The sequence below is a fragment of the Acidovorax sp. FW305-C-20-28 genome (assembly GCF_058783375.1).
In genome coordinates this window covers 325,555-350,318 of sequence record NZ_JBYSYM010000001.1, presented here as the reverse complement: position 1 = coordinate 350,318, position 24,764 = coordinate 325,555, and the positions used below count along the sequence as shown (strand labels likewise).

23 protein-coding genes are annotated in these 24,764 nt (G+C 67.9%); 12 read left to right on the top strand and 11 right to left on the bottom strand.

What is annotated here, in order from left to right; genetic code table 11:
* Window positions 1-5: 5 nt before the first annotated feature.
* Window positions 6-485, bottom strand: a complete 480-nt coding sequence (locus tag AC3WOH_RS01695; RefSeq protein WP_492227676.1) for a YidB family protein — start codon at window positions 483-485, stop codon at window positions 6-8.
* 135 nt (window positions 486-620) lie between these two features.
* Window positions 621-1,985, bottom strand: coding sequence for a M20/M25/M40 family metallo-hydrolase (locus tag AC3WOH_RS01690; RefSeq protein WP_492227675.1), 1,365 nt, complete (start codon window positions 1,983-1,985; stop codon window positions 621-623).
* Window positions 1,986-2,124: 139 nt separating this feature from the next.
* On the opposite strand from AC3WOH_RS01690, the gene AC3WOH_RS01685 reads away from it, so the two are divergent.
* Window positions 2,125-3,051 carry a LysR substrate-binding domain-containing protein gene (locus AC3WOH_RS01685; protein ID WP_492227674.1) on the top strand — a complete coding sequence of 309 codons (927 nt, stop codon included), beginning with the start codon at window positions 2,125-2,127 and terminating at the stop codon, window positions 3,049-3,051.
* Here the strand turns inward: AC3WOH_RS01685 and AC3WOH_RS01680 are convergent.
* The 5 genes from AC3WOH_RS01680 to AC3WOH_RS01660 all read right to left on the bottom strand — a co-directional run bounded on the left by AC3WOH_RS01680 (window position 3,019) and on the right by AC3WOH_RS01660 (window position 8,441).
* The gene (locus tag AC3WOH_RS01680) at window positions 3,019-4,191 is read right to left on the bottom strand and encodes an MFS transporter (protein WP_492227673.1); all 1,173 of its coding nucleotides are present in this window, start codon (window positions 4,189-4,191) and stop codon (window positions 3,019-3,021) included. The two genes, AC3WOH_RS01685 and AC3WOH_RS01680, sit on opposite strands and share 33 nt — an antisense overlap.
* A gap of 57 nt (window positions 4,192-4,248) precedes the next feature.
* On the bottom strand, window positions 4,249-4,974 hold the full coding sequence (locus AC3WOH_RS01675) for an SOS response-associated peptidase (RefSeq protein ID WP_492227975.1): 726 nt from the start codon (window positions 4,972-4,974) through the stop codon (window positions 4,249-4,251).
* A 105-nt stretch (window positions 4,975-5,079) separates the two neighbouring features.
* On the bottom strand, window positions 5,080-6,237 hold the full coding sequence (locus AC3WOH_RS01670; protein WP_492227672.1) for a diguanylate cyclase: 1,158 nt from the start codon (window positions 6,235-6,237) through the stop codon (window positions 5,080-5,082).
* Between the two features lie 127 nt (window positions 6,238-6,364).
* Complete coding sequence (locus AC3WOH_RS01665; protein ID WP_492227671.1) at window positions 6,365-7,105, bottom strand: 16S rRNA (uracil(1498)-N(3))-methyltransferase; 741 nt, start codon at window positions 7,103-7,105, stop codon at window positions 6,365-6,367.
* A gap of 193 nt (window positions 7,106-7,298) precedes the next feature.
* The gene (locus AC3WOH_RS01660; protein ID WP_492227670.1) at window positions 7,299-8,441 is read right to left on the bottom strand and encodes an aminoglycoside phosphotransferase family protein; all 1,143 of its coding nucleotides are present in this window, start codon (window positions 8,439-8,441) and stop codon (window positions 7,299-7,301) included.
* 96 nt (window positions 8,442-8,537) lie between these two features.
* On the opposite strand from AC3WOH_RS01660, the gene AC3WOH_RS01655 reads away from it, so the two are divergent.
* The 3 genes from AC3WOH_RS01655 to rsmA all read left to right on the top strand — a co-directional run bounded on the left by AC3WOH_RS01655 (window position 8,538) and on the right by rsmA (window position 13,407).
* Window positions 8,538-10,955, top strand: coding sequence for an LPS-assembly protein LptD (locus AC3WOH_RS01655; RefSeq protein ID WP_492227669.1), 2,418 nt, complete (start codon window positions 8,538-8,540; stop codon window positions 10,953-10,955).
* An 11-nt stretch (window positions 10,956-10,966) separates the two neighbouring features.
* The gene (locus AC3WOH_RS01650) at window positions 10,967-12,358 is read left to right on the top strand and encodes a peptidylprolyl isomerase (RefSeq protein WP_492227668.1); all 1,392 of its coding nucleotides are present in this window, start codon (window positions 10,967-10,969) and stop codon (window positions 12,356-12,358) included.
* Between the two features lie 260 nt (window positions 12,359-12,618).
* Window positions 12,619-13,407 (top strand): 16S rRNA (adenine(1518)-N(6)/adenine(1519)-N(6))-dimethyltransferase RsmA, encoded by a 789-nt coding sequence (gene rsmA / locus AC3WOH_RS01645; protein ID WP_492227667.1) that lies wholly within the window; start codon window positions 12,619-12,621, stop codon window positions 13,405-13,407.
* Window positions 13,408-13,753: 346 nt separating this feature from the next.
* Here rsmA and AC3WOH_RS01640 read toward each other — a convergent pair whose 3' ends face one another.
* The 4 genes from AC3WOH_RS01640 to AC3WOH_RS01625 all read right to left on the bottom strand — a co-directional run bounded on the left by AC3WOH_RS01640 (window position 13,754) and on the right by AC3WOH_RS01625 (window position 17,737).
* Entirely contained in the window at window positions 13,754-14,179 is a 426-nt protein-coding gene (locus AC3WOH_RS01640) for a barstar family protein (RefSeq protein WP_184855665.1), read from the bottom strand.
* A 144-nt stretch (window positions 14,180-14,323) separates the two neighbouring features.
* Window positions 14,324-14,740: a guanyl-specific ribonuclease gene (locus AC3WOH_RS01635; protein WP_492227666.1), complete on the bottom strand. Its 417-nt coding sequence runs from the start codon at window positions 14,738-14,740 to the stop codon at window positions 14,324-14,326.
* A gap of 155 nt (window positions 14,741-14,895) precedes the next feature.
* Window positions 14,896-17,217 (bottom strand): NADP-dependent malic enzyme, encoded by a 2,322-nt coding sequence (locus AC3WOH_RS01630; RefSeq protein ID WP_492227665.1) that lies wholly within the window; start codon window positions 17,215-17,217, stop codon window positions 14,896-14,898.
* A 220-nt stretch (window positions 17,218-17,437) separates the two neighbouring features.
* Window positions 17,438-17,737, bottom strand: coding sequence for a DUF6916 family protein (locus AC3WOH_RS01625; RefSeq protein WP_492227664.1), 300 nt, complete (start codon window positions 17,735-17,737; stop codon window positions 17,438-17,440).
* A 104-nt stretch (window positions 17,738-17,841) separates the two neighbouring features.
* On the opposite strand from AC3WOH_RS01625, the gene AC3WOH_RS01620 reads away from it, so the two are divergent.
* The 8 genes from AC3WOH_RS01620 to AC3WOH_RS01585 all read left to right on the top strand — a co-directional run bounded on the left by AC3WOH_RS01620 (window position 17,842) and on the right by AC3WOH_RS01585 (window position 24,721).
* Complete coding sequence (locus AC3WOH_RS01620) at window positions 17,842-18,321, top strand: GNAT family N-acetyltransferase (protein ID WP_492227663.1); 480 nt, start codon at window positions 17,842-17,844, stop codon at window positions 18,319-18,321.
* Window positions 18,318-19,061, top strand: a complete 744-nt coding sequence (locus AC3WOH_RS01615; RefSeq protein WP_492227662.1) for an aspartyl/asparaginyl beta-hydroxylase domain-containing protein — start codon at window positions 18,318-18,320, stop codon at window positions 19,059-19,061. The genes AC3WOH_RS01620 and AC3WOH_RS01615 overlap by 4 nt, the downstream gene beginning before the upstream one ends.
* Window positions 19,024-20,040 (top strand): hypothetical protein, encoded by a 1,017-nt coding sequence (locus tag AC3WOH_RS01610; RefSeq protein ID WP_492227661.1) that lies wholly within the window; start codon window positions 19,024-19,026, stop codon window positions 20,038-20,040. Before AC3WOH_RS01615 ends, AC3WOH_RS01610 begins: the two co-directional genes overlap by 38 nt.
* A 535-nt stretch (window positions 20,041-20,575) precedes the next feature.
* Window positions 20,576-20,947 carry a hypothetical protein gene (locus AC3WOH_RS01605; protein ID WP_492227660.1) on the top strand — a complete coding sequence of 124 codons (372 nt, stop codon included), beginning with the start codon at window positions 20,576-20,578 and terminating at the stop codon, window positions 20,945-20,947.
* Window positions 20,948-21,053: 106 nt separating this feature from the next.
* Window positions 21,054-21,350 (top strand): hypothetical protein, encoded by a 297-nt coding sequence (locus AC3WOH_RS01600; RefSeq protein ID WP_221480051.1) that lies wholly within the window; start codon window positions 21,054-21,056, stop codon window positions 21,348-21,350.
* Window positions 21,351-21,516: 166 nt separating this feature from the next.
* Window positions 21,517-21,873 (top strand): hypothetical protein, encoded by a 357-nt coding sequence (locus tag AC3WOH_RS01595; RefSeq protein ID WP_184855304.1) that lies wholly within the window; start codon window positions 21,517-21,519, stop codon window positions 21,871-21,873.
* 44 nt (window positions 21,874-21,917) lie between these two features.
* Window positions 21,918-23,588, top strand: a complete 1,671-nt coding sequence (locus tag AC3WOH_RS01590) for a DUF4384 domain-containing protein (protein ID WP_492227659.1) — start codon at window positions 21,918-21,920, stop codon at window positions 23,586-23,588.
* Window positions 23,585-24,721 carry a tetratricopeptide repeat protein gene (locus AC3WOH_RS01585; protein ID WP_492227658.1) on the top strand — a complete coding sequence of 379 codons (1,137 nt, stop codon included), beginning with the start codon at window positions 23,585-23,587 and terminating at the stop codon, window positions 24,719-24,721. Before AC3WOH_RS01590 ends, AC3WOH_RS01585 begins: the two co-directional genes overlap by 4 nt.
* Window positions 24,722-24,764 lie beyond the last annotated feature (43 nt).

The window sequence follows — 24,764 nt, the reverse complement described above, 5'->3', positions numbered from 1 at the left end:
CCTTCTTACTTGCTGAGCAGGCCGCCCAGCATGCCGAACAGGTCGCTGCTCTGGCCCAGCCCGCCCTGGGGCGCGTGGCCCTGCGGCGTGAGCTGGTCGAGCAGGCCCGGCAGCACCTGCGCGAGCTGGTGGGCGGCGTCGGACTGGCCCACACCCAGCTGCGATGCCACCTGCGACAGCGGACCGGCGCCGAGCACGCGCGAGAGCTGATCGCCCGAGATCGCCTGGTTGGCACCGTGGCCCAACCACGAGGCGATGATGTCGCCCAGCCCGGCCTGCTGGAATTTGGCCATCAGGCCCGGCAAGCCGCCCACCGGGCCGTCATTGCCCACCAGGGACAGCACGGCCTGGATGAGCTGCGGGTTCTGCGCCGCCAGCGCCACCAAACCGCCCAGGCCGCCGCCGCCTTGCGCTGCCGATGCACCGCCATGGCCCTGCGAGGCGTTCTGAATGACAGCGCCCAGCACTGAATCGAGCAAACCCATGGTGATCTCCTGAAAAAGTCAGGGCAGGGCCGAAGCGGCCCGCCACCCGGCGATGGTACGCAGGCCAGGGCCTGCCCCCGTGTCAACAATGGTGAATTGTTCTACCGCCCGTCGCCGGTCGATAGCACCGGCTGCTCACTTGCTGCGCGGCGCGCGCTTTTCCAGCAGCGGGGCGCTCACGCCCTGCACGCCCACCAGGCCGAGCACGGTGACCAGCGAGTTCTGCGCCCCCTTCCAGGCATCGGTCAGATCGATCCACTCCGACAGCGCGTGGAAGCCCCCGGTCTTGCCACCGCCGCCGATCACGATGGCCGGAATGCCCAGGGACATGGGCACGTTGGCATCGGTGCTGGCGCCGCTGAGCACCGTCTTGTGGCCGAAGGCGGTGTTGGCGCGCACGGCGGCCTCGACCATGATGGTGTCCACCGGCGTGCGGCCGCCCGGGCGGTCGCCGATGAGCTTGGTCGATGCGCTCAGCGTGTTCACGCCCCAGCGCTGGTTCTCCTCGGCCACGGCCTCGTCCACCGCCGCCAGCACCTGCTTTTCGGTGGCCAGCAAGGGCTCCATGGCGTCGGAGCGGATGTCCACCGCCATGCGCGCATCGGGCGCGATGGTGTTCACCGAGGTGCCGCCGCCCACCGTGCCCACGGTGAAGGTGGTCTTGGGGCTCGCAGGCGTGCGGATCTCGGAGATCTTGGCGATGGCCCGGCCCATGCCGTGGATGGCGCTGGGCACCTGGCCGAAGGCCGCGAAGCTGTGGCCGCCCGGTCCCTTGAAAGTGACCTCGTGGCGGTGGCTGCCCGTGCCCTGCATGAGCACGGTGCCGTCCGGCGCAGGCTCCAGGGCCACCAGGCCGTCGATGTCCAGGTGCTCGGCAAACAGGTGCTTCATGCCGCGCAGGTTGCCGAGCTCTTCCTCACCCACATTGCCCACGAAGACCAGGTCACCCACGGTGGCAATGCGGTTGTCGTTGAGCACCTTGAGCCAGGACAGCAGCACGGCCAGGCCGCGCGTGTTGTCGGAGATGCCGGGCGCATACAGGCGGCCGTCGCGCTCCTTGACCTTCACGTCGGTGCCGGCGGGGAACACCGTGTCCATGTGGGCCGAGACCACCAGCTTGGGCCCCTGGCCCGCACCCTTGCGCACGCCGACCACGTTGCCCTCGGCGTCGATGGCCGCGTTCGTGAGCCCCAGCGCCTTCATGCGCGCGAGGAAGGCTTCGGCGCGCTTTTGCTCCTTGAACGGCGGCGCCTCGATCTCGGTGAGCATCTTCAGGTCGCCGGTGGCGCGCTCGTGGTCGGCCTTGACGGCCTCGAGCAGCTTCTGGATCTGCGGCGCGGCCATGAGCTGGGTGTAGGCCTGGTCCACCGCGGGGCGCAGCTGGGTGGGCGTGGGGGCGACGCCCTGGGCATGGGCCCCACCACCCACCAGGGCGGCAACGGAAAGAGCAATGGCACTGGCCGCGAAGCGGAGGCGGCGGGAGGAGCAGGACGGGTTCATGTTGTAAATGAAATTGACGAACAGAAGAAATGGCAATGCACGGCACCAAGGCGGTGACATCTGGATGACCGAGCAATTGTTGGGCCGCCGGGCGGTCTTGGGTTCTGCTTTAATCTATCCACCCGTCAGTTTTTCTTACATGTACCGCCACATCCCCAGCACCCGCGCCTTGCTCATCTTCGACGCCGTGGCGCGCCACCACGGTGTGGGCAAGGCCGCGCAGGAGCTGTTCCTCACCCACAGCGCCGTGAGCCAGCAGCTGCGCCAGCTCGAAGGCCAGCTCGGCCTGCAGCTGGTGCGGCGCAGCGCGCGCGGCACCGAGCTGACCGAGGCGGGCCGGCGCTACCACGCGCAGATCACGGGCGACCTGCTGCGCCTGCAGAACCACACGCGCGAGGCCATGGCCCAGCGCGCCGACGGCACCAGCCTGCAGGTGGGCTGCGTGCCCGTGTTCGCCGAGCGCTGGCTGCTGCCGCGCCTGCCGGCCTTCCTGGCCCAGGAGCCCGGCTGCAGCGTGCACCTGCAGGTCTACCCCACGCAGACCTACATGGCCGAGATCCCGTTCGATGTGGCCGTGCAGTACGACGATGCGGCCTGGCCCGGCGCCCTGCAGCAGCCCTTGCTGCGCGAGGCCTGCGTTGCGGTCTGCGCACCGCAGTCGCGCCACCGGCGTGCCATGGAACGCGGCGACTTCAGCACTGTGCCGCTGCTGCAGCTCAGTTCGCGCCTGGGCGCCTGGGACGATTGGTTCACCCACGCGGGCATCGCGCGCACGCCCGCGCACAGCCTGGGCGGCCACCGCTTCGACCTGTTCTCGATGCTGGTGGAGGCCGTGCGCGCCGACCTGGGCGTGGGCCTGGTGCCGCGCTACTTCGTGGAGCGCGAACTGCAATCGGGCGAGCTGGCGCTGGCCCACCCCTTTGTGGACGGTGGCCTGCGCGGCTACAGCCTGTTCATCGCGCGCGAACGGGCAGAGGAGCGCGCCATTGCCAGCTTCGTGCAGTGGCTCACGCAGGCCGTGGCGACGGACCTGCTAGCCGCGCCGGCGCTGCACGGCCAGCCATAGCAAGCCCGCGCCCGTCACCACGATGGGTACCAGCGAGCCGGCATTGAGCAGCGTCCAGCCCTGGGTGGTGACCAGCACCCCCGAGGAGAACGCACTCACCGCGAGGGTGGCGAACACGCAGAAGTTGATGGCGGCCTGGGCGCGGTCCTTCTCCTCGGGGCGGTAGGCCGTCATGGCCAGCGTGGTCGCGCCGGTGAACAGGAAGTTCCAGCCCACGCCCAGCAGGAACAGCGCAACGCCGAAGTGGTGCAGCTCCACCCCCGACAGCGCAATCGCCACGCAGGCGAAGTTGAGCAACACCCCAGTGCCCATCACCGGCAACACGCCCAGGCGCTTGATCAGGTGGCCGGTGAAGAATCCCGGCGCGAACATGCCGATCACATGCCACTCCAGCACCAGGGCCGACTGGTCGAACGCGAAGCCGCAGACCTGCATGGCCAGCGGGGTCGCGGCCATCAGCAGGTTCATCACGCCGTAGCCCAGCGCCGCCCCCAGGATGGCGACCACAAAGGCCGGCTGGCGCATCAGCACCGACAGCGGCCGCCCCTGCTGGGGCTGGCCCGCCGCGTTGAGCACGGCCGGCGGCGCCTCGAAGCGGATGGCCGCCATGCAGGCCATGGCCAGCAGCGCCACGCCCATCAGCGCAATGTAGGCCCCGGCAAACGGCACGGGGAACAGGGTGCGCGTGGCACTGGCCAGGTTGGGACCGGCCACCGCGCCCAGCAGGCCGCCGGCCAGCACCAGCGACACCGCCTTTTCCCGGAACTCCGGCGTGGTGAGCTCGGCCGCCGCAAAGCGGTAGAGCTGGCCATTGGCGCTGTAGTAGCCCGCGACCACCGTGGCCGCGCACAGCAGCCAGAACTGCGCGCTGAACGCGGCCCATGCGCACAGCGCCGCGGAGAGCACCGCCACGGCCAGCCCGATCTGGAACGACACCTTGCGCCCCCAGCGCGCCTGCGTGGCCGCCACCAGCGCGGTGGACAGCGCACCGCCCACCACATAGCCCATCACCGGCAACGTGGCCATCCAGCCATAGGGCGCCAGCTGCAGGCCCACGAGCCCGTTGATGGCGATGAAGACGACGTTGTTGGTCAGGAAAAGGCCCTGGCACAGGGCCAGCAGCCAGAGGTTCTTGTTCATTCAGCAGAGCGCGCAGGGCAGGGGAAGGCGCCCATTGTGCACAGGCTTGGTGCGTTGCTAGTCCAGCCAGCCCTTGGGGATCTTGTCCGCCTTGGTCTCTACCGGATTGGCCGTGAGCGACTGCGCCGGGTACTGGCGCAGGAACTCCTTGGCCTTGTCCACGCGCGCATTCAGCCAGGCGTCGTAGGCGCCTTCGTTGAGGATGGCGGGCATGCTCTTCTCGCTGCCCGGCTGCTGGTAGCGGTGCATGAGCGCATGGTTGTTGGCGTTCACCGTGATCAGGGCATAGCTGAGCAGCTCCTCACCGTCCGGCCCCTGCCAGCGCGCCCACACACCGGCCACGCCCATGGGCTTGCCGTCCACGCGGCTGATGCGCGTGAGCCGCGCCTTGCCCTGGCGGTGGTCGTCCTCATGAAAGGCCAGCATGGGCACGATGCAGCGCTGGCCCTGCAGCCATGCGTCGCGGAATGCCGTGGCCGTGGAGACGAGGTCCGACTTGGCGTTGACCAGCTTGGGCGCGCGCAGCTTGCCATCGGACGCCGACTTCACCCAGTGGGGCACCAGCCCCCACTGCGCGGGCACCAGCTCCCGTCGGCGGTCTGCAGGCGCCGGCTCCTGGGCCACGTCAGCCGGCGGCTGCGGCTGCGGCTCGGCCCATCGGCGGATGAGAAAACCCTGCTTGCGCGGCCACAGATGCCGTTCCCCCACGGCAGCGGGCGGCTCCACGCCAAAGGCCTCGGCGTAGGCCGCGGGCTGGTGCAAGGTCTCGTAGTGCGTGCTCATGCCCGGATGGTACCCTGCGCCGCGCAAGGCGAGGGCCATGGAACAGGCCTTTGCGCCCGTTCCACCACCGTTTTTTGCTACCAATAGAGTAGCAAACCAAGCCCCTCAGGGCCACAGGTGCGCCGAGGCGGCCCCCATGGGCCGGGGCGTGGGCGCCACCGCCACCCGGTTGCGCCCCAGCGCCTTGGCCGTGTACAGGGCCTGGTCGGCCCGGTCCAGCGTGTGCTCGATGGTCTCACCGGGCACGTGCTGGGCCAGGCCTGCCGACACGGTGAAGCGCACGGTGTCGGACACGTGCAGCACCTGCAACTGGGCCACCGCGCCGCGCACCCGGTCGAGCAGCTCCAGCCCATCGTCCACCCGCGTATCGCAGAGCATCAGCACGAACTCCTCACCGCCCCAGCGGGCCAGCACATCGGTGTCGCGCACGCTGCCGCGCACGGCGGCGGTGAAGGCCTGCAGCGCCCGGTCTCCGGTGGAATGGCCGTGCAGGTCATTGATGGGCTTGAAATGGTCGATGTCCAGCAGCGCCAGCAACAGCGGGCGGCCGCTGCGCAGGCTGCGCCGCTGCTCCAGCAGCATCAGGTCGAGCATGGCACGGCGGTTGAGCAGGCCCGTGAGTTCGTCGCGCATGGCCAGCTCGCGGTTTTCGGCCAGGGCCTGGGCCAGGGCCTCGCGCTGCAGGCCCAGGCGCTGGCGGATGCTCTGGATGCGCAGGTTCAGGGCAATGGAGCCCGCCAGCACCAGCAGCACCATGAGCGCATAGGCCGTGTCCACCACGGTGTAGCTGGCCGCATTGAAGCGGGCCGCCGCAGCCACGGCCACCACGAAGGCGAACAGCGCATAGCTGCCGATGCCGATGACCTGCGCCAGCGACAGGCCGAAGGTGCCGAAGAACAGGATCATGGCCAGCACGCTGGGCACCACGCCGCGCGCATCGCCCGCGAGCACATAGGCCACGGCACCGCTGGTGATGGTCCAGCTCATCTGCACGATGGTGAGCGAGGGATCGGGCAGGCGCTCGGACCACCCCGTGAAGATCATCACCGTCATCACCACCAGGCCGCCCACCGAGATGGCGGCCCACCACTGCACCGCCTCCTTGTGGGCCGTCATGCCGGCATGGGCCAGCATGAGCATCACGCCCGCACTGCCCGCCATCAGCACCAGCGCGAGCAAAGCCATGCTGCCTATGGTGCGCCGGCGGCGGTCGGTGGGTAGAACAGAGCCCACCAGCCGCTGCCAGTGGGTGGGGGTGTGCACGGTGGCCTGCCTCTCCTGCCATGGGCACGGCGCCCGGATTGGGCACGCTGGACCAACGGCGCTGGGCAGGATTTTACGGGCCCGCCCGCGCGCGTGGGGGTTTTTGTGTCACCCGCGCGCCTCGGGCTCAGGCCAGGGTCAGTGCGGCCAGCGCCGCCAGCGGCGCCGTTTCGGCGCGCAGCACGCGCGCGCCCAGCGTGACGGGCGCAAAGCCATGCTGCAGTGCAAGATCCTCTTCCCCCGCGCTCAGGCCCCCCTCCGGCCCCGAGAGGAACAGCACCGGGCCCGCCCCGGCGGCGGCTGCATGCAAGGGCTGCGTGCCCGCCCGCAGCGACAGCAGCAGGCGCTGCGCTGCGCCGGTGGTGTCCGCCCCGGCCTGCGCGCGCGCCCAGGCGGCCAGGTCCACGGCGGCATGGACCACCGGCACGCGGTTGCGCCCGCACTGCTCGCAGGCGGCCACGGCCACGGCCTGCCAGTGGGCGATCTTCTTGTCGGCACGCTCGCCCTTGAGCTTGAGCACGCTGCGCTCGGCCACCAGCGGGGTGATGCTGGCCACACCCAGCTCGGCGGCCTTCTCCACCAGCCAGTCCATGCGCTCGTTGGCCGTGATGCCGGCCAGCAGGTGCACGGCGCGCGGCGCCTCGCGCTCGATGGCGTGGTGGGCGCCGACCTGCACGCGCACGTCGCTGCGCCCCATGCGCAGCACGGTGGCGTCGAATTCGCCACCCGGGCCGTCCTGGCCGCCATGGAAGAGGGTGATGGTGTCGCCAGGCTGCAGGCGCAGCACCTGCACATGGCGGGCGGCGCCCGCGGGCAGGTCGATCTCGGCGCCGGTGGCAAGATCCACAGGGCAATGGAAGCGGGGCATGTACGTTATCTCTTCAATGGCATATCAATTTTCCATGACGCCGAACGCAGCCCGCAACGCACAAAAACTGGCACGGCCCAAGCCAGCGCCCCGTGCAAGGGCCGCCCCGCCGCACCGGGGGCGTCCCCCTCCCGCATTGCGCAGCAATGCGAGAGAGGGGTGAAGGCGCGAAGCGACTCAGGGGGTGCTTCATTCACACGCGGCCAAAGGCATAGCCCATGGGGGCCTCGGTGCCCTCGATGGCGTCCAGCATCTTGAGCAGCGGCCCGAGCTGGCGGTAGCGGTTGGTGGTGGCGCGGATGTAGTTCAGGAAGCGCGGCGCATCGGCCAGGTATTTGGGCTTGCCATCGCGCAGGGTCAGGCGCGCGAAGATGCCGGCGACCTTGAAGTGGCGCTGCAGGCCCATCCATTCCACGCTGCGGTAGAACTCGCCGAAGTCGTCGCCCCAGCCGCTGGCGCTGTTCGCACCCAGCAGGCCGGCCTTGCGCGCCTTCTCCCAGTAACGCACGGTAATGTCGATGACAAATTCCTCTTCCCAGCTGATGAAGGCGTCGCGCATCAGGCTGGCGATGTCGTAGGTGATGGGGCCGTAGACCGCGTCCTGGAAATCGAGCACGCCGAGCGGCGCCCCCTCCTGCACCGGCACCATGAGGTTGCGCGTCATGAAATCGCGGTGCACATAGACCTGCGGCGCCGCGAGGTTGTGCGCCACGATGGCGTCGAACGCGCCCGACAGCGTGGCCTGCTGCCCGGCATCGAGCGTGACACCGCGGTGCTTTGCCAGGTACCAATCGGGGAACAGCGCGAGTTCGCGGCGCAGCAGCGCCTCGTCGTACACAGGCAGCACACCGGGCTTCGAGGCCAGCTGCCACTGCAGCAGCACGTCGGTGGCCTGCTGGTACCAGGCATAGGCGTCCTTGGGTTTCTCGGGGTCGAGCAGCTCGATCAGCGTCTGGTGCCCCAGGTCGGACAGCAGCATGAAGCCACCGGCCTCGTCCCAGGCCAGGATCTGCGGCACGTTCAGGCCGGCATCGGCCAAGAGGCGCTGCACCTGCACGAAGGGGCGGCAGTTCTCCTTGTCGGGCGGCGCATCCATCACGATGCAGCTCGTGCCCAGCGTGGTGTCGATGCGCAGGTAGCGCCGAAAGCTCGCGTCGGCCGAGGCCGGGCGCAGCGTTTCGGGCTTCAACTGGTGGCCGCCCACCAGTGGCGCCAGCCAGGCCTCGAATGCGGCCTGGCGCGCAGCGTCAGGCCAGGCGACGGCGGCAGAAGAGGGGCTTGTCCCCGCCACACCGGCAGGCGAGGGGGAGGAAGAAGGGGGGAGGGGGTGGCTCATGGATAATCCGATTTTACAAACCCGTTCCCTGGCGCGGGTTCCCTTTGTCCGATCCAGCCCCTACCGCTCCACGTGCCACGCCGCAAGCCCCCTACCGTGCCGCAGACCCCTTCCTCCCGGACCCGGCCCGCCACGGCACCTGGCGCGCGGCTGCGCCCGCCGGTGCCGCGCGCGCTGGCCTATGGCGTGGCGCTGGCCTGGTGCGGCCTGCCGCTGGCAGCGCTGGCGCAGGACGGGGCAGCCCCCAGTGCCTGGGATGCCCCCCCGGCACTGCGCACCTCGCCCCAGCTGCAGGAGGCCATTCCCGAGGCGGTACGGCCCAAGCTGCCGATCTTCGTCAGCGGCGACCACATCAGTGGCCAGACCGACCTGAACGCCACCATCGAGGGCAACGCCGAGCTGCGCCGCGGTGACACGGTGATCCGCGCCGACCGGCTGGACTACGACGTGCCCGAGGACCTGGCCAAGGCGCGCGGCTCGGTGCGCATCAACCGCGCCGGCAACGTCTACGAGGGCACGGCACTGGACCTGCGGGTGGACGCCTTCGAGGGTTTCTTCAATGACGCGCGCTACCGCTTCCTGGCCACCCAGGCCCATGGGGACGCCACGCGCGTGGATTTCATCGACCGCCAGCGCTCTGTCGTCCACGACGCGACCTACACCACCTGCCAGAAGAACGACGAGGCCTCCTGGCAGCCCGACTGGGTGCTGCGCGCCAAGACCATCCGCATCGACCGCGAGGAGGAAGTGGGCACGGCCGAGGACGCGGTGCTCGAGTTCAAGGGCATCCCGCTGCTGCCCATTCCGCGCATCACCTTCCCGCTGTCGGACAAGCGCAAGTCGGGCCTGCTGCCCCCCTCCTTCGGGCTGGACAGCCGCGATGGCGTGGCCTATTCGCAGCCCTACTACTGGAACATCGCCCCGAACCGCGACGCCACGCTGCGCGCGGCCCTGCTGTCCAAGCGCGGCGCCAACCTGGGCGGCGAGTTCCGCTACCTGGAGCCGACCTACAAGGGTGAGCTCAGCGGCGACTACATGCCCTCGGACCGCCTGCGCGACCGCTCGCGCTGGGGCTTCACGGGCAAGCACGACGCCCTGATCGCGTCGCCGGTGGGCGGGCTGAACCTGAGCCTGAACCTCAACCGGGTGAGCGACGACAACTACTGGCGCGACTTCGGCCGCGTCTCCGAGCCGCTGCGCCAGCGCCTGCTGCCGGGCGATGCCACCCTGAGCTGGGGCGCCGGCGACATGTCGGTGCGTGCACGCGCCCTGAAGTGGCAGACGCTGCAGGACGTGTCGGCCCCCATCGTGCCGCCTTACGACCGCATGCCGCAACTGGTGTGGCGCTACGAGCCGACGATGCTGGCGGGCGGCTTCGATGCCAGCATCGAGCTGGACACCACGCGCTTCCAGGCCGACCGCTTCCTGACCAAGCAACCCGATGCCAACCGCTCGTTCGCGGTGGCGCAGATCAGCCGGCCCTTCCTCGCGCCGGCCGGTTTCATCACGCCGCGGCTGCAGCTGCACACCACGCAATACCAGTTCGATGGCCCGCTCAGCGATGGCTCGCGCTCGGCCAGCCGCACGCTGCCCACCTTCAGCCTGGACAGCGGCCTGGTGTTCGAACGCGATGCCACGTTCTTCGGCCGCTCGTTCCTGCAGACCCTGGAGCCGCGCGCGTTCTACACCTACACGCCCTACCGCGACCAGAGCAAGCTGCCGCTGTACGACACGGCACTCAACGATTTCAACTTCGCCACCATCTACACCGAGAACTCGTTCGGCGGCAACGACCGGCTGGCGGACAACAACCTGCTGACCATGGGCGTGACCACGCGCCTGATCGACCCCGACTCGGGTGCCGAGGCGGCACGCTTCGGCGTGGCGCAGCGCGTGCGCTTCTCGGACCAGCAGGTGACCCTGCCCGGCGCCGCGCCGGTGAGCGAGCGCCTGTCGGACGTCCTGCTGGGCGCCGGCATCAACTGGACCAAGAGCTGGGCCTACGACTCGACGGTGCAGTACAACCCCAAGACCCGGCGCTCCATCCGCTCCACCATCGGCGCGCGCTACAGCCCCGGCAACTACCGCACGGTGAGCGCGGCCTACCGCTTCCAGCGCGGTACCAGCGAGCAGATCGACATCGGCTGGCAATGGCCGCTCAACGACCTGTGGGGTGACAAGGGCCAGGACCTGGGTCCCGGCCGTGGCCAGGGCCCCGGCCGCTGGTACACCATCGGCCGCCTGAACTTCAGCATGCAGGACCGCAAGCTGGTGGACAGCGTGGTCGGCCTCGAATACGACGGCTGCTGCTGGATCGGCCGCGTGGTGCTGGAGCGCCTGCAGAACAGCGTCTCCACCTCCAACACGCGCCTGTTGTTCCAGATCGAGTTCGTCGGGTTCTCCCGCCTCAGCCTGGGCTCCAGCCCCCTCGACACCTTCAAGCAGAATGTGCCGCGCTACCAGAACCTGCGCGACCAGGTTGGCTCGCCCAGCCGCTTCAGCAACTACGACTGACTGACACCGCCATGAACCACCGTGTTTCCGCACTGGCATTTGCCTGCCTGGCTGCCCTCGCCTCCGGGGGCGCATTTGCGCAGGGCCTGCGCATCCAGGGCAACGCTGGCCGCCCCGGGGCCGTCCCGGCCCCGAGCCTGCCCCTGCCCGCTGCCAACCTGGGCCCGCAGTCGGCCGACTTCATCGTGGCGGTGGTCAACTCCGAGCCCATCACCAACAACGAGGTGCGTGCGCGCCTGGCCCGGGCCGAGCAGCAGCTGGCCCAGCAGCAGGGCGGCAACCGCCCCCCGCGCGACCTGCTGGCGCGCGAGGTGCTCGAACGCCTGATCCTGGAAAAGGCCCAGATGCAGCAGGCCAAGGAAAGCGGCGTGAAGGTCGAGGAATTCGCCCTCAGCCAGGCCGAGCAGGGCATTGCCCAGCAAAACAGCATGACGGTCGAGGACATGTACCGGCGCCTGGCCCGCGAGGGCACGAGCAAGGAGCGTTTTCGCGAGGAGCTGCGCAGCCAGCTGCTGGTGCAGCGCCTGCGCGAGCGCGACGTGGACGCCAAGGTCCGGGTCAGCGACCAGGACATCGACCAGTTCCTGCGCGAGCAGCAGTCGGGCGCCGATGCCTCCTCCATGGAGCTCAACCTGGGCCATGTGCTGGTGCTGGTGCCCGAGAACGCCACGCCCACCCAGGTCGCGCAACTGCAGGCCCGCGCCCAGAGCGCCGCCGACAAGGCCCGTGCCCCGGGCAGCGATTTTGCCGCCGTGGCCGCCGAGTTCTCCGATGCGCCCGAAGGCAAGCGCGCCGGGGGCCTGCTGGGCCTGCGTCCGGCCGACCGCTACCCGGACCTGTTCGTCAATTCCGTGCAGGGCCAGCCCGTGGGCGGCATCGTCGGCCCCGTGCGCTCGCCCGCAGGCTTCCACATCCTCAAGGTGGTGGAACGCAATGTGGCCGGCCTGCCCTCGACCGTGGTGCAAAACCACACGCGGCACATCCTGCTGCGCCCCAGCGCCCAGCTGACCGAGGCCGCAGCCGCCGCACGGCTGTCCGACTACCGCCGCCGCATCCTGGCCGGCCAGGCCGACTTTGCGACCCTGGCACGCGAGAACTCGGTGGACGGCAGCGCCAAGCAGGGCGGCGACCTGGGCTGGGCCAGCCCGGGCCGCTATGTGCCCGAATTCGAGCAGGCGATCAGCACGCTCAAGCCCGGCGACATCAGCGAACCCCTGGTCTCGCGCTTTGGCGTGCACCTGATCCAGCTCATGGAACGCCGCGAGGCCAAGCTCACGCAGCGCGAGCAACGCGACATGGTGCGCGACGCCGTGCGCGAGAAGAAGATCGAGGACGCCTACGCCACCTGGGCGCAGGAACTGCGCGGCCGCGCCTATGTCGAGTACCGCGAGCCACCGCAATAAGGCCCCCACGCTCCCCACTTCGTGTGGTTCGCTGCCCCCCAGGGGGGCTGGCCTTGCTTGGGGCGGCCCGGCGCTGCGGCCGGGCCGCCCTCGCACCACAGACGGTGGTTGATTGAGCAGGTGAGCTCCGCCGAGGGCGGCTGGCCTGTGGCCTGGCGAATGGCAATGGTGCATCATTCGCCTGATAGCACCCGGCGTCCGGGTGCCTTCACTTCCTTTTCCGCGCAGTCCAACCGGGGTGCGCGCACGATTCAGTTGAGATGAAACACATTCCCCGCAAGCGCTTTGGCCAGCACTTTCTGTCCGACCACGGCATCATCGATGGCATCGTGGATGCCATTGCGCCGCAGGCGGGTCAGCCCATGGTGGAGATCGGGCCGGGGCTGGCGGCGCTGACGCAGCCGCTGGTGGAGCGCCTGGGGCGGCTCACGGTGATCGAGCTGGACCGCGACCTGGCGCTCAGGCTGCGGCTGCATGGGCAGCTCGAGGTGATCGAATCGGATGTGCTCCGGGTCGATTTCACGCAGCTGGCGCTCGACTGGCGCGCGCGCGTGGACCAGCCGGGGCTCAAGCTGCGCGTGGTGGGCAACCTGCCCTACAACATCTCCACGCCCATCCTGTTCCACCTGCTCGCGCATGTGGCAGTGATCGAGGACCAGCATTTCATGCTGCAAAAGGAAGTCATCGACCGCATGGTGGCATCGCCTGCCACCGGCGACTACGGGCGCCTGTCGGTCATGCTGCAGTGGCGCTACGCCATGGAGAACGTGCTCTTCGTGCCCCCCGAGAGCTTCGACCCGCCCCCGCGCGTGGACAGCGCCGTGGTGCGCATGGTGCCCCGCGAGGCGCCCGTGCCCTTGAGCGAACCCCTGCTGGAAGAACTCGTCCAGGTCGCCTTCAGCCAGCGCCGCAAGCTGCTGCGCCACACCCTGGGCCGCTGGCTCGAAGCCAAGGCCTACCCCGGCACCTTCGACACCCAACGCCGCGCCGAAGAAGTCCCGGTAGACGAATACGTGGCCCTGGCCGCCGCGATGAGCAAGCAGCCCTGATTTGGCCCCAATCGGTTGAAAGCGCGCTGCCCCTACCAGGGCAGCCGTGCAAGGGCCGCCCCGCCGCACTGGCTGCGTCCCCCTTCCCGAATGGCGCAGCCATTCGAGAGAAGGGGTGAAGGCGCGTCAGCGCCTCAGGGGGTTGTACCGAATCAAGCGGCGCTCAGCCAGTAGCCGGCATTGAAAGGGCTGCTCATGCGCAGCGCCAGAGGGGACACGTCCACCAACTTGTCAGTGGGCATCTTTTCGGCGGCAGGGTCGGCGGGGATCTCGATGCCCTGGACCTTGGTCTGTGCTTCGTTAGCCTCGTTCGCCCGTTCTGCTTGGCTGGTGGATGCAGAACGGGCTACAGAAAAGAATAGAAACAGCGGAAGGGGATCTTGCGATCGCTCCAGTAGTCGGCTGCATCGCGGAAGATGTCGAGCAACTGCTCGCGCGCTTCCTTGTCGAACTTGCCCGTGGCGGGAATCTGTTCCAGCACCACGATGAAACCGGGCTGCGGGCCCGATTTGTGCAAGGGATCCGTCATGCAGTCGTACAGCGCGTCGAAGTTCTTGCCGAAGTGCGACGGGAAGGTGAACTGCCCCGCGATCAGGTCCAGCACGTCCTGCTTGGACTGGGCGTGGGCCAGGTTGGCGTACAGGAAGTGGTGCCCCAGGGACGTGGCCGCATCCTGCAGGTCCTGCACGCGGAAGGCGCGGATGGACTGCACGATGTTGGTGCGCACGCCACGCAGTGGCGTTTCCAGGTCTTTACGAAGTGGCGTCTGCAGCATCTTCTCCGCTACTCTTTCTTGATAAAGTCCAAAAACTTCGGCTGTCCGCAAGACTGCACAGCGTACGGCTTACGGGTGGGGGATTCAAGAGCGCACATTGCCCAGGGCCGCAAAAATCGGCCAGAGGCAGCATGCCAGGCATCATTTCTCGATGATTTCGCGAAAACTGGCGTAGTGGTCGCTGGTGTAGTAGCAGGCGTCCGGCGTCCGGGGCTGGCCGCCACACACAATGCGCCGGGCCCCGCGGTTGCGCGAGCCTGGTGTTCTGACGGTGTATTCCCGGTAGTAGCCGCGCTTGTGGGCGGGCAACAGCCGTTCGCGATTGCCGAACACCGTTCCATCCTTGTCGTACGGAAACGGGCCTCCCTCACGGATCAGCACATACGTCGCGCGCCCCTGGGGCGGCAACTCGGCCAAAGCGATGGGGGAGGTGGTGGAACCGTCGGGGGTCGGGGAGGATTGGCGGGCTTGCCCCACCAGGGGGGACAGAACGATCGCAACACCCACCGCACACAAAAACCCTGCTTTGCGCGCCCGGGCGGCTACAGCCTTCAGCATCAACAACACCTTTCAGAAACTACGGGTTAACCCGAAATTTCGAGCCCGTAGTGTGACTCAACGGTCCCCAAAAAGCAAGCGCCTGCACAAAGATTGGGCAGGCGCTTCGGGGGGATGCAAACAATATAAGTTAGTGCTTGCTATTGTTCCATTACTTATCGGGACGCGTTGGCATCGGCCACAGTGAGTGCTGTCATGTTCACGATGCGGCGCACCGTGGTGCTCGCCGTCAGAATGTGCACCGGCTGCGCCGCACCCAGCAGCACGGGGCCGATGGCGATGTTGCCGCCCGCCGCGGTCTTGAGCAGGTTGTAGGAAATATTGGCTGCGTCAATATTGGGCAGCACGAGCAGATTGGCGTCGCCAATGAGATCGCTGTGCGGCATGATGGCCGCGCGTGCCTTGCCGTCCAGCGCCACATCGCCGTGCATCTCGCCGTCCACTTCCAGCCAGGGGGCCTGCACGCGCAGCAGCTCCAGGGTCTGGCGCATCTTCACGGCGCTGGGCTGGTTGCTGCTGCCGAAGTTGGAGTGCGAGAGCAGGGCGGCGCGCGGCTTGATGCCGAAACGCATCATCTCTTCGGCCGCCATCACGGTGATCTCGGCCAATTGCTCGGCCGTGGGGTCGTAGTTGATGTGCGTGTCCACCAGGAACACCTGGCGGTCGGGCAGCAGCAGGCCGTTCATGCAGGCATAGGTGCACACACCGGCGCGCTTGCCGATCACCTGGTCGATGTAGTTCAGGTGCAGGGCCGTGTGGCCCCAGGTGCCCACGATCAGGCCGTCGACCTCGCCCTTGTGCAGCAGCATGGAGCCGATCAGCGCCAGGCGGCGGCGCATCTCGATCTTGGCGATCGGTACCGTCACGCCCTTGCGCTCGGTCATGCGGTGGTAGGTCTGCCAGAAGTCGCGGTAGCGGTGGTCCTGCTCGACGTTGACGATGTCGTAGTCCACGCCCTCGCGCAGGCGCAGGCCGAACTTCTGGATGCGCTCGGCAATGACGGCCGGGCGGCCGATCAGGGTGGGGCGGGCGATGCGCTCGTCCACCACGATCTGGGCGGCGCGCAGCACGCGCTCTTCCTCACCCTCGGCATAGGCCACGCGCTTCTTGGCGGCCGACTTGGCCGCTGCGAAGATGGGCTTCATCATCGAGCCCGAGGCATAGACGAAGCTTTGCAGCTTGTCGCGGTAGGCATCCATGTCGGCGATCGGGCGCAGCGCCACGCCGCTGTCGGCTGCCGCCTGGGCCACGGCCGGGGCGATCATCATCATCAGCCGCGGATCGAAGGGCTTGGGGATCAGGTACTCGGGGCCGAAGGCCAGCTGCTCACCCACATAGGCGGCCGCCACCACTTCGCTCTGCTCGGCCTGGGCCAGCTGGGCAATGGCGTGCACTGCGGCGATTTCCATCTCCAAGGTGATGGTGGTGGCACCGCAGTCCAGCGCACCGCGGAAGATGTAGGGGAAGCACAGGACGTTGTTGACCTGGTTGGGGTAGTCCGTGCGGCCGGTGGCCATGATGGCGTCGTCGCGCACGGCCTTCACGTCTTCGGGCTGGATCTCGGGGTTGGGGTTGGCCAGCGCGAAGATCAGCGGGCGCGGTGCCATCTTGCGCACCATGTCTTGCTTGAGCACTCCCCCGGCCGACAGGCCCAGGAACACGTCGGCGCCCTCGATCACTTCGCTCAAGGTGCGCGCCGAGGTCTTCTGGGAGAACTGGATCTTGTCCTCGTCCATGAGTTCGGTGCGGCCTTCATAGACCACGCCGGCCAGGTCGGTGACCCAGATGTTCTCGCGCGGGATGCCGAGCTTGACCAGGAGACCCAGGCAGGCGAGGGCGGCGGCACCGGCGCCCGAGGTCACGAGCTTGACGTTCTTGGGGTCCTTGCCGGCGATCTTCAGGCCGTTGAGGATGGCGGCACCGACCACGATGGCCGTGCCGTGCTGGTCATCATGGAAGACCGGGATCTTCATGCGCTCGCGCAGCTTGCGCTCGATGTAGAAGCAGTCGGGCGCCTTGATGTCCTCGAGGTTGATGCCGCCGAAGGTGGGCTCCAGGCTGGCGATGATCTCCACCAGCTTCTCGGGGTCCTTCTCGTTGATCTCGATGTCGAACACGTCGATGCCCGAGAACTTCTTGAACAGCACGCCCTTGCCTTCCATGACGGGCTTGCCCGCCAGCGGGCCGATGTCGCCCAGGCCGAGCACGGCCGTGCCGTTGGTCACCACACCGACCAGGTTGCCCCGGCTGGTGTACTTGAAGGCGGCATTGGGGTCCTTGACGATCTCTTCGCAGGGTGCGGCCACGCCAGGCGAGTAGGCCAGCGCCAGGTCGTGCTGGTTGACCATCTGCTTGGTCGCCGCGATGGCGATCTTGCCGGGCTTGGGAAACTCGTGGTACTCGAGGGCCGCACGGCGCAACTGGGCGCGTTTGTCGGATTGGTTGTTGTTGTTCTCGGCCGTGGTGTTCTCGGGCATTCAGTTGTCTCCAGCTTGGGGTGGCGCAAGGTGTCAGCGCTTGTAGGAACGGGCTTACACGCTTCAGGGGATGGCGATTGTAGGACGCCTTCGGTAAAAACCCTAGTAAGCAGATCTGCTTAGTCGGGTGCGACAGCTTTGCAATTTGGGTTGGAACGGCGCGGGCCCGGGCCGGCCCGCAAAGACCTTGCGCCCGGTTGGGACAAGCGGGGCACCATCCTCAGGCAAACACGGCCTCGTAGCGGGGAATCTGGGGCGCCTGGGGGTCCGGCATCACGGGCACCAGCATCCATTCGACGCGCCCCAGAGCCGGGTGGTCCAGCGCATAGACGTCCTGCGCCAGCCGGGGCGACGCGGGCCCATGGAACAGCAGGGAGAAGGGGGTGCGGAACGCCTGTGGCAGCTGGCTCCGCACGCGCTCGCGGGCGTCCACCAGCACCAGCCCCACCGCACCGAACGGGGTGTGTGCGGTGAACTGGCTGCCCACGACCGCCTGGACAGGTTCAAAGGAAGTGCTCATCGGCAAACGTTGGATCCGGAGTTCAAGGCATGGACGGGGTCCATTCCCTTGCCAGAATGGAGGGAACGCACGCATCGTACAACCGGGAATCCACTGTGTACCCCTTGCCAGAACCATTTGCCCTGCGGGAGAGACTCGGTACAGACCAGCAGTTCCTGCAGGCCCTGTATGCCTCCAGCCGCGAAGACCTGCGGCAGGCCATCCCGGATGCGGCGCTGCTGCAACAGCTCATGGCCATGCAGCAGAACGCGCAGGAGATGGGCTTTCGCCACCAGTTTCCCCAGGCCCGCCAGTGGCTGCTGCTGCGCTCGGGCGATCCCATCGGCCGCGTGGTGGTCGACGATGCCCCCGGGGCCCTCCACCTGGTCGACATCGCGGTGCTGCCTGAAGCCCGCCGCTGCGGCGCTGCAACCGCCGTGCTGCGCGCGCTGCAGGCCCATGCGCAAGGCCACCGGCAGGCGCTCAGCCTGAATGTCAGCCGCACCAACCCGGCAGCAAGGCGCCTCTACGACCAGCTCGGATTCACCACCACCTCACAAGACGATATGCTCACGCAGATGGTCTGGCACGGCGACCCTGCATGAATTCCCCTGGCACCGCATCCACCCCCTACCTGAAACTGCCGTTCGCTTTCGATGTGGCCCGGCTGCAGGACGACCTGCGCCGCGTGGCCCCGTCGGAATGGATCAGCCACTTCAATACCTCCGCCTACGAAACCGGCTGGAGCTGCGTGCCGCTGCGTTCCGTCGAAGGCCGCACCGACCACATCATGCCGGTGGAGAGCGGCCGTTTCGAGGACACCGCCATCCTGGCGCGCTGCCCGCACCTGCGCCACGCCATCGACCAGTTCCAGTGCGAGAAGACCTCGATCCGCCTCATGGGGCTGGATGCCGGGGCCGTGATCCACGAGCACCGGGACGCGGGCGGGGCCCTGGAAGACGGCCTGACCCGCCTGCACATTCCCGTGCAGACCTCGCCACTGGCCACCTACCGCATCGAGGGCGAAGAAGTCCATTTCTCGGCGGGCGACGCCTGGTACCTCAATGCCAGCTGCCTGCACGGTGCCCACAACCGCAGCGCCCAGGCCCGCATCCACCTCATGATCGACTGCGTGACCAACCCCTGGCTCACGCAGCTGTTCCTGTCCGCCGGCGGGGTGTTGCGCGAAAGTTCGCCCTACGGCGATCCCTCCGTCCACGATGGCAACGTGCTGCAGGTCATTGCAGCGCTGCGCGCCAGCAGCCATGCGACTGCCGCGCAGCTGGCCGACCGATTGCAGGAAACCCATGCGCATAGAACAGACAGCACTGCTGCGCGGCCGTGAAGTGGGCCCGGCCGAGCGGCAATCGCTGCACGGCTGGTTTCCGGTGACCCTGCAGCACGACCCTGCCATGGTCTGGTGGCGCTTCATGGGCCAGCAGCGCTTCACCGCCCCCTTTTTCGAAGACAGCCTGTCCCGGCAGGCTGCGCCGGACCGCCTGGTCTGCAGCACCCCCTGGTCCGCACTGGATGACCTGCCCGACAGCGTGCCCCCCGCGGCCTTCGTCTTCCACGTCTCGCGCTGCGGCTCGACGCTGATCACGCAGGCGCTGGCCAGCTTGCCGCAGTGCATCGTGATGTCGGAGCCCCCGGTGCTCGACGCCTTCTTCCGGCTGCACCACCGCCACCCCGAGCACAGCGGAGGCGCCCGCACGCTGCAGCGCCTGGTGGCCGCCCTGGGGCAGCAGCGCAGCCCCGCAGAGCGGCATCTGGTCATCAAGTTCGACTGCTGGCACCTGCCCTGGATGCCCTTGGTGCAGGCGGCGTTCCCAGGCACTCCCACCGTGTTCCTGTACCGCGAACCCGAGGAAGTGCTCGCCTCCCACCGCCGCCAGCGCGGCCTGCAGATGGTGCCAGGGCTGATCGATCTGTCGCGGCTGGAAGACCTGCTGCGCCGCCCCGGATCCCCGGAACTCGCCCCCGGGGACCTGGACGGCCATGCCATCCGGGTGCTCGAAAGCCTGTACCGCTGCGGCCTGGAGATGGCCCACACGCAGGACCTGGTACTGATGGACTACAGGCAGCTGCCCGGGGCGATATGGCAAGCGCTGCCAGAGCTGCTCGGAATGGAGTGCAGCCCCGCCGAAAGGGCCGCGCTGCAGGCACGCTCGGGCTTCCATTCCAAGCATACCGCCAGCCCATTCCAGGGAGACCCCGTGCAGAACAACGATGGAATGTTCATGCCCACCGCCGAGCGCCTGGACGGGGCGATCTGGTGCTACGGGCAACTGGAGCAACTGCGGCACCAGCGCAACCCGGGCTGAACGCCCAGCGGGCCTCGCCGTCCCGGCCGCCGGGCGCGGTCGGATGCCCTCAAGGCCGGTGAACCGGGCGCGGCCAGGGTTCCGGCCCCTCCACACCGACCGCCACGCCATGGCAGCCCCCTTTGCGGCCCCCGCAGGGCCGTTGGCGCGCGTATGGCCTCGCGCCGCAGCGTGCAAAAAAGCTGCGAAATACCGCTGACACATATGTATTCATTTTTGAAAAATGTATCCATGCGTTGACGCAGCCTTATGGAATATCCATTTCTCTTGCTTTTTGTTGCATATATTGCAGTCAAAAAAAGCCGGCATCGCCCACTCTGAGAAGTTTTACGCACTTGGGCGCAATTCTGCGATATCTGCGCCAATTTAATGAATTTGTCACGAACGGATTGGAAACTGCCCCTGAACCCGTGCAAATCAAAAAGTTCCTTGCTAATCTTCGTTCAACGAATCGCAGACAGGCCGTGAAACCCAAACCGGCAGCGGACTGAAAAGAATCAAGAGAAAACAATATTGAGTGGATTGGACATCTGAAATGAAGCATTTGATTTCTCCCTGGATGGCGGCTGTGGCACTGGCCCCCGCGTTCGCCCACGGCGGCGGCAACCAGCAGACTGTCGAGCTGAGCGGTGGCGCCGCCAACGTGGCGGCCACGGGCGGCACCGCCGTCATGAATATCGCCTCCACCCAGGGCGCCCAGGTCATCAGCGGCAATTCGCAGCAGGTGACGGTGCGCGGCACCGTATTGAATGCCGCCACCTTCGGCGCCCACAGTGAATTGAATATCGCATCCCGCACCGGGGCCGGTGCCGGCTCCGGCAACCAGGTGATATCGGTCCAGGGGCCCATCGTCAACCAGGCCACGGGCAAGGGTGTCAGAAGTGTTGTGAATATTGGCGGGAAATAATTCCCTCCAAAACCTCCGGCAGGTTATTAAAACCAGCCGGATTCCCCAGTGGCAGCCATTATTTATTGGGCATGCCTTTCTTTTATCGTTATCAATGGAGTTCATTATGCAAAAGACTTTCGCACTGGCCATTTCCGCTCTGGTTCTCGTCGCTGGCGCTGCCCACGCAGAAGTGAAGATCGGCGGCAACAACAACCAGAAGGTGACCGTGCAAAACGGCGCCGTGGCCAACATGGCCTTCGGTGCCTCCACCGCCAAGCAGAACCTGGCGTCCAACAAGGGCAACGTCAAGATCGGCGGCAACAACACGCAAGAAGTCTCCGTGAAGAACGGTGCCGTCGCCAACATGGCCTTCGGCGCCTCCAAGGCCGAGCAGAACCTGGCCTCCAACGACGGCAAGTAAACAAGCCCTCCGGCGCACCAGGCGCCTGCGGATCGACGGATCCGCCTACCCCGACAGAAGAACAAGGCGCGCAGTAGCGCTGCTGCGCGCCCTTGGGAAACCTGTCCAAAGCCTTGTGGATGGATGGCAAAGGGCTTTGGACAGGTTTTAAAGAGGAGAAGCACCCATGAGAACCCACCGTCTCGCCGCGCTGTGCCTGGCCGGCGCATGCGCCGCCGCATCGTCTTCGGCCGCTTTCGCCCAGACCCCCGTGCAGAAGCCCCCTGCCGGCCGCAGCGGGCTCGACCCCGCCTCGCGCACCAAGGTCACCAACGTGCTCTCGCGCACCCGCATCGATGCCGAGGACACGCTGGCCACGGTGGACCGCAAGCTCGTCACCGGCCCCAGCGGCAGCAGCTGCGCCACCAACATCGGCGCGCCCAAGGTGCCCGAGGGCGAGGCCGGCATCGGCAACCGTTTCGGCACCGCCAACAACGACCAGGTCATCGTGGTGCAAGGCCCGGTGATCAACCTGTGCAAGTAAACAGCACGCCCCTCGCAACCACCCCCAACCCAACGGTTTCCAGCATGAAGAACAAGAACAGCACCCCCTCGCGCCGCCTGCTGGCCCTCTCGGCCCTGACCCTGCTGATGTCCGGGTGCGCGATCCAGCCCAGCGTGAGCGACCGCGTGAACATCATCGAACAGGGCACCGTGGAGCAGGCCCCCCTGGTCACGCCGAGCAAATCCGGCTCGGTGCTGCGCGAAGGCCTGGCCTGCATGGACCGCATGCTGGCCGCCGAGCACACGCCCACCACCCTGATCGCCGTGAAGAACATCCCCGACCCCTCGGGCCTGTTCAGCACCGGCACCAAGGAGATGCTGATCACGGCCCTGTCGCGCATGTCGCGCACCAGCCAGGCCTTCCGCGTGGTGGACTACGAGGTGGATGCCTTGCGCCAGGACACGGTGCAGACCCTCACCAGCCTGCTGCTCAACAACAACCAGATGGAGCTGCGCAAACCGCAGATCTACATCTCGGGCGCCATCAGCTTCGGCGACAAGACCGTGGTCTCCAAGCGCCAGAGCCTGGGCATCTCCACCGCCGCCACCGACACCGGCTACAGCTGGGACGTGCTGGGCAGCGCCGTGGGGCTGGACCTGCACCTCGGGGACATGAACACGCGCACCCTGTACTCGGGCATCGAGTCGGCCAACGAGCTCATCGTGGCCACGGGCGGCAAGGCGGTGGAGATCGGCGCCAAGGCCACCGGCCTGCCCCGGCACATCTACCGCGTGGGCGTGCAGTACGAGGTGGCGGCCGACAACAACCAGGGCGCAGGGGCCGCCGTGCGCCTGCTGGTGGACCTGGCCGCCATCGAACTCGTGGGCAAGTGGGCCAAGGTACCGTACTGGGACTGCATCGACTACGAACAGAACCACCCCGAGTTCATGCGCCAGATGCGCGCCTGGTACGACGAGGCCAGCGTGGCCGAGCGCTGGAGTCTGGCGCAGCGCGTGCTGCAGACCCATGGCATGTGGAGCGGCACGACGGACGGCACGGATTCGCCCGCCTTCCGCAAGGCCGTGACCCAGTACCAGGCCTCGCAGGACCTCACCCCCGTGGGCGTGGTCAACTTCGAGACCTACACCCGGCTGATGCGCAGCTTCGTGGGCATGTCGGCCGAAGGCAAGCTGCGCAAGCCCGAGTACGCCGACGACAAGCTGGTGGCCCGCCCCAGCGGCCTGCCGGCCAACGAGCCCGATCCGCGCAGCATCGCCCTGAGCATGGTGGGCCGCAAGGACCGCGACCTCAAGGTCGGTGAATCCATCGTCGTGCGCGTCGTGCCGCCCCGCACCGGCTACCTCTACTGCTACTACCAGGACGCGGGCGGCTCCATCAGCCAGGTCTACCCCAACCCCATGCAGCCCTCGGCCACGGTGCAGGGCCGCACCAGCGTGCTCATCCCCGACATCAGCAAGCCCAACTCCTTCCTGATCGAGACGGCACGCGGCGGCACCGAGAACATGTTCTGCGCCATGACGGCCCAGCCGCTCAAGGGCCAGGTTCCTGCCACACTGACCAGCGCCAACCTGGAGCCGATCAAGAGCGTGACCAGCCTGGCCCAGGTGCAGAGCGCCTTCGAGCAGGCCGGCGTCGGCATGATGAGCACCTCGCTCGACTGGAATGTGCAGGCCCCCGAGCCCGCACCGGCCGCCGGCCGCGCCCGCAGCAACCCCAACCGGCCTGCCAAATGAGCACCCCCCGCCTGCCACCCCAGGGCGCGCCCGCCGACCGGGCACGCAGGACGGCCCTGCGCTGGACCCTGGCCGCCTGCTGCGCGGCCGCCACCGGCGCCGCCCGGGCCGTGATCCAGCTGCCCTCGGCGCAGCCCGCCTCGGCCCCCCAGGGCAGTGCGGTGCGCACGCCCCAGACGCCCGGCGGCTCGCTGCGCCTGCCCTCGGCCAACACCGAACAGGTGCTCAACAGCCTGATCGAGGCCGCCAACGACGGCGATGCCGACGCCATGGTGCAGGTCGGCATGTACTACCACAGCAACCCGGGCCTGCCCCAGGCCGCCGCCACCGCGCGCCGCTGGTGGGGCCGCGCAGCCCAGGCCGGTGACGTGCGCGGCATGGCCGGCTATGGCTACCTGCTGGGCGTGGACAACGCCGGCGGCCAGCGCGACCTGACCGCCGCCCGCGAATGGCTGCAGAAGGCCCGCGCCGCCGGCCTGGTGCGCGCCACCTACATCGAGTCGCTGCTCGAAGGCCAGATCACCGGCCCGCGCAAGCTGCGCGATGCACGCCGCCTGCTGGAGCAGGCCGCGCAGGATGGCGACGCCCTGGCCCTGAACGACCTGGCCGTGGCCTGGGAACTCGACGGCAGCCTGGAGCGGGCGCGCGAGATGTATGTGCTCGCGGCCGCCCAGGGCTACGGCGTGGCGCGCGCCAACTACCTGCGCCTGGAGCGCCAGAACCGTTCCAGCGAATCGGCCACGCTGGCCCGCCTGCGCACCCTGTCGGACGACGGCAATGCCGACGCCACGCTGCAACTGGCCCAGCTGTACCACCAGGGCAAGGGCGGCGTGCAACGCGACTTCGCCCAGGCCATCGGGCTGTACCGGCGCGCCGCCGACGCCGGATCGCGCAGCGCGCGCGAATTCCTCGCGCTGATCTTCAGCCGCTCCTCGCGCGACAACTCGGCGCGCGGTGTCGACGCGGCCTGGATGGAGGAGCTGGCCACGCGCATCAACGCCCGCACCGATGCCGGCAAGGAAGGGCGCGACATGCTGTCCGACCGCCCGCGGCGCAGCGAAGACGCCCTGTGGAATCTCACCAGCTTACGTTGGACACCGCCTGTTACCGACCAGCCCGCAAGCCCCCCTTAAAGTCCTGCCCGCAGCCCGCCTGCGGGTCCACCGATTGACGCAA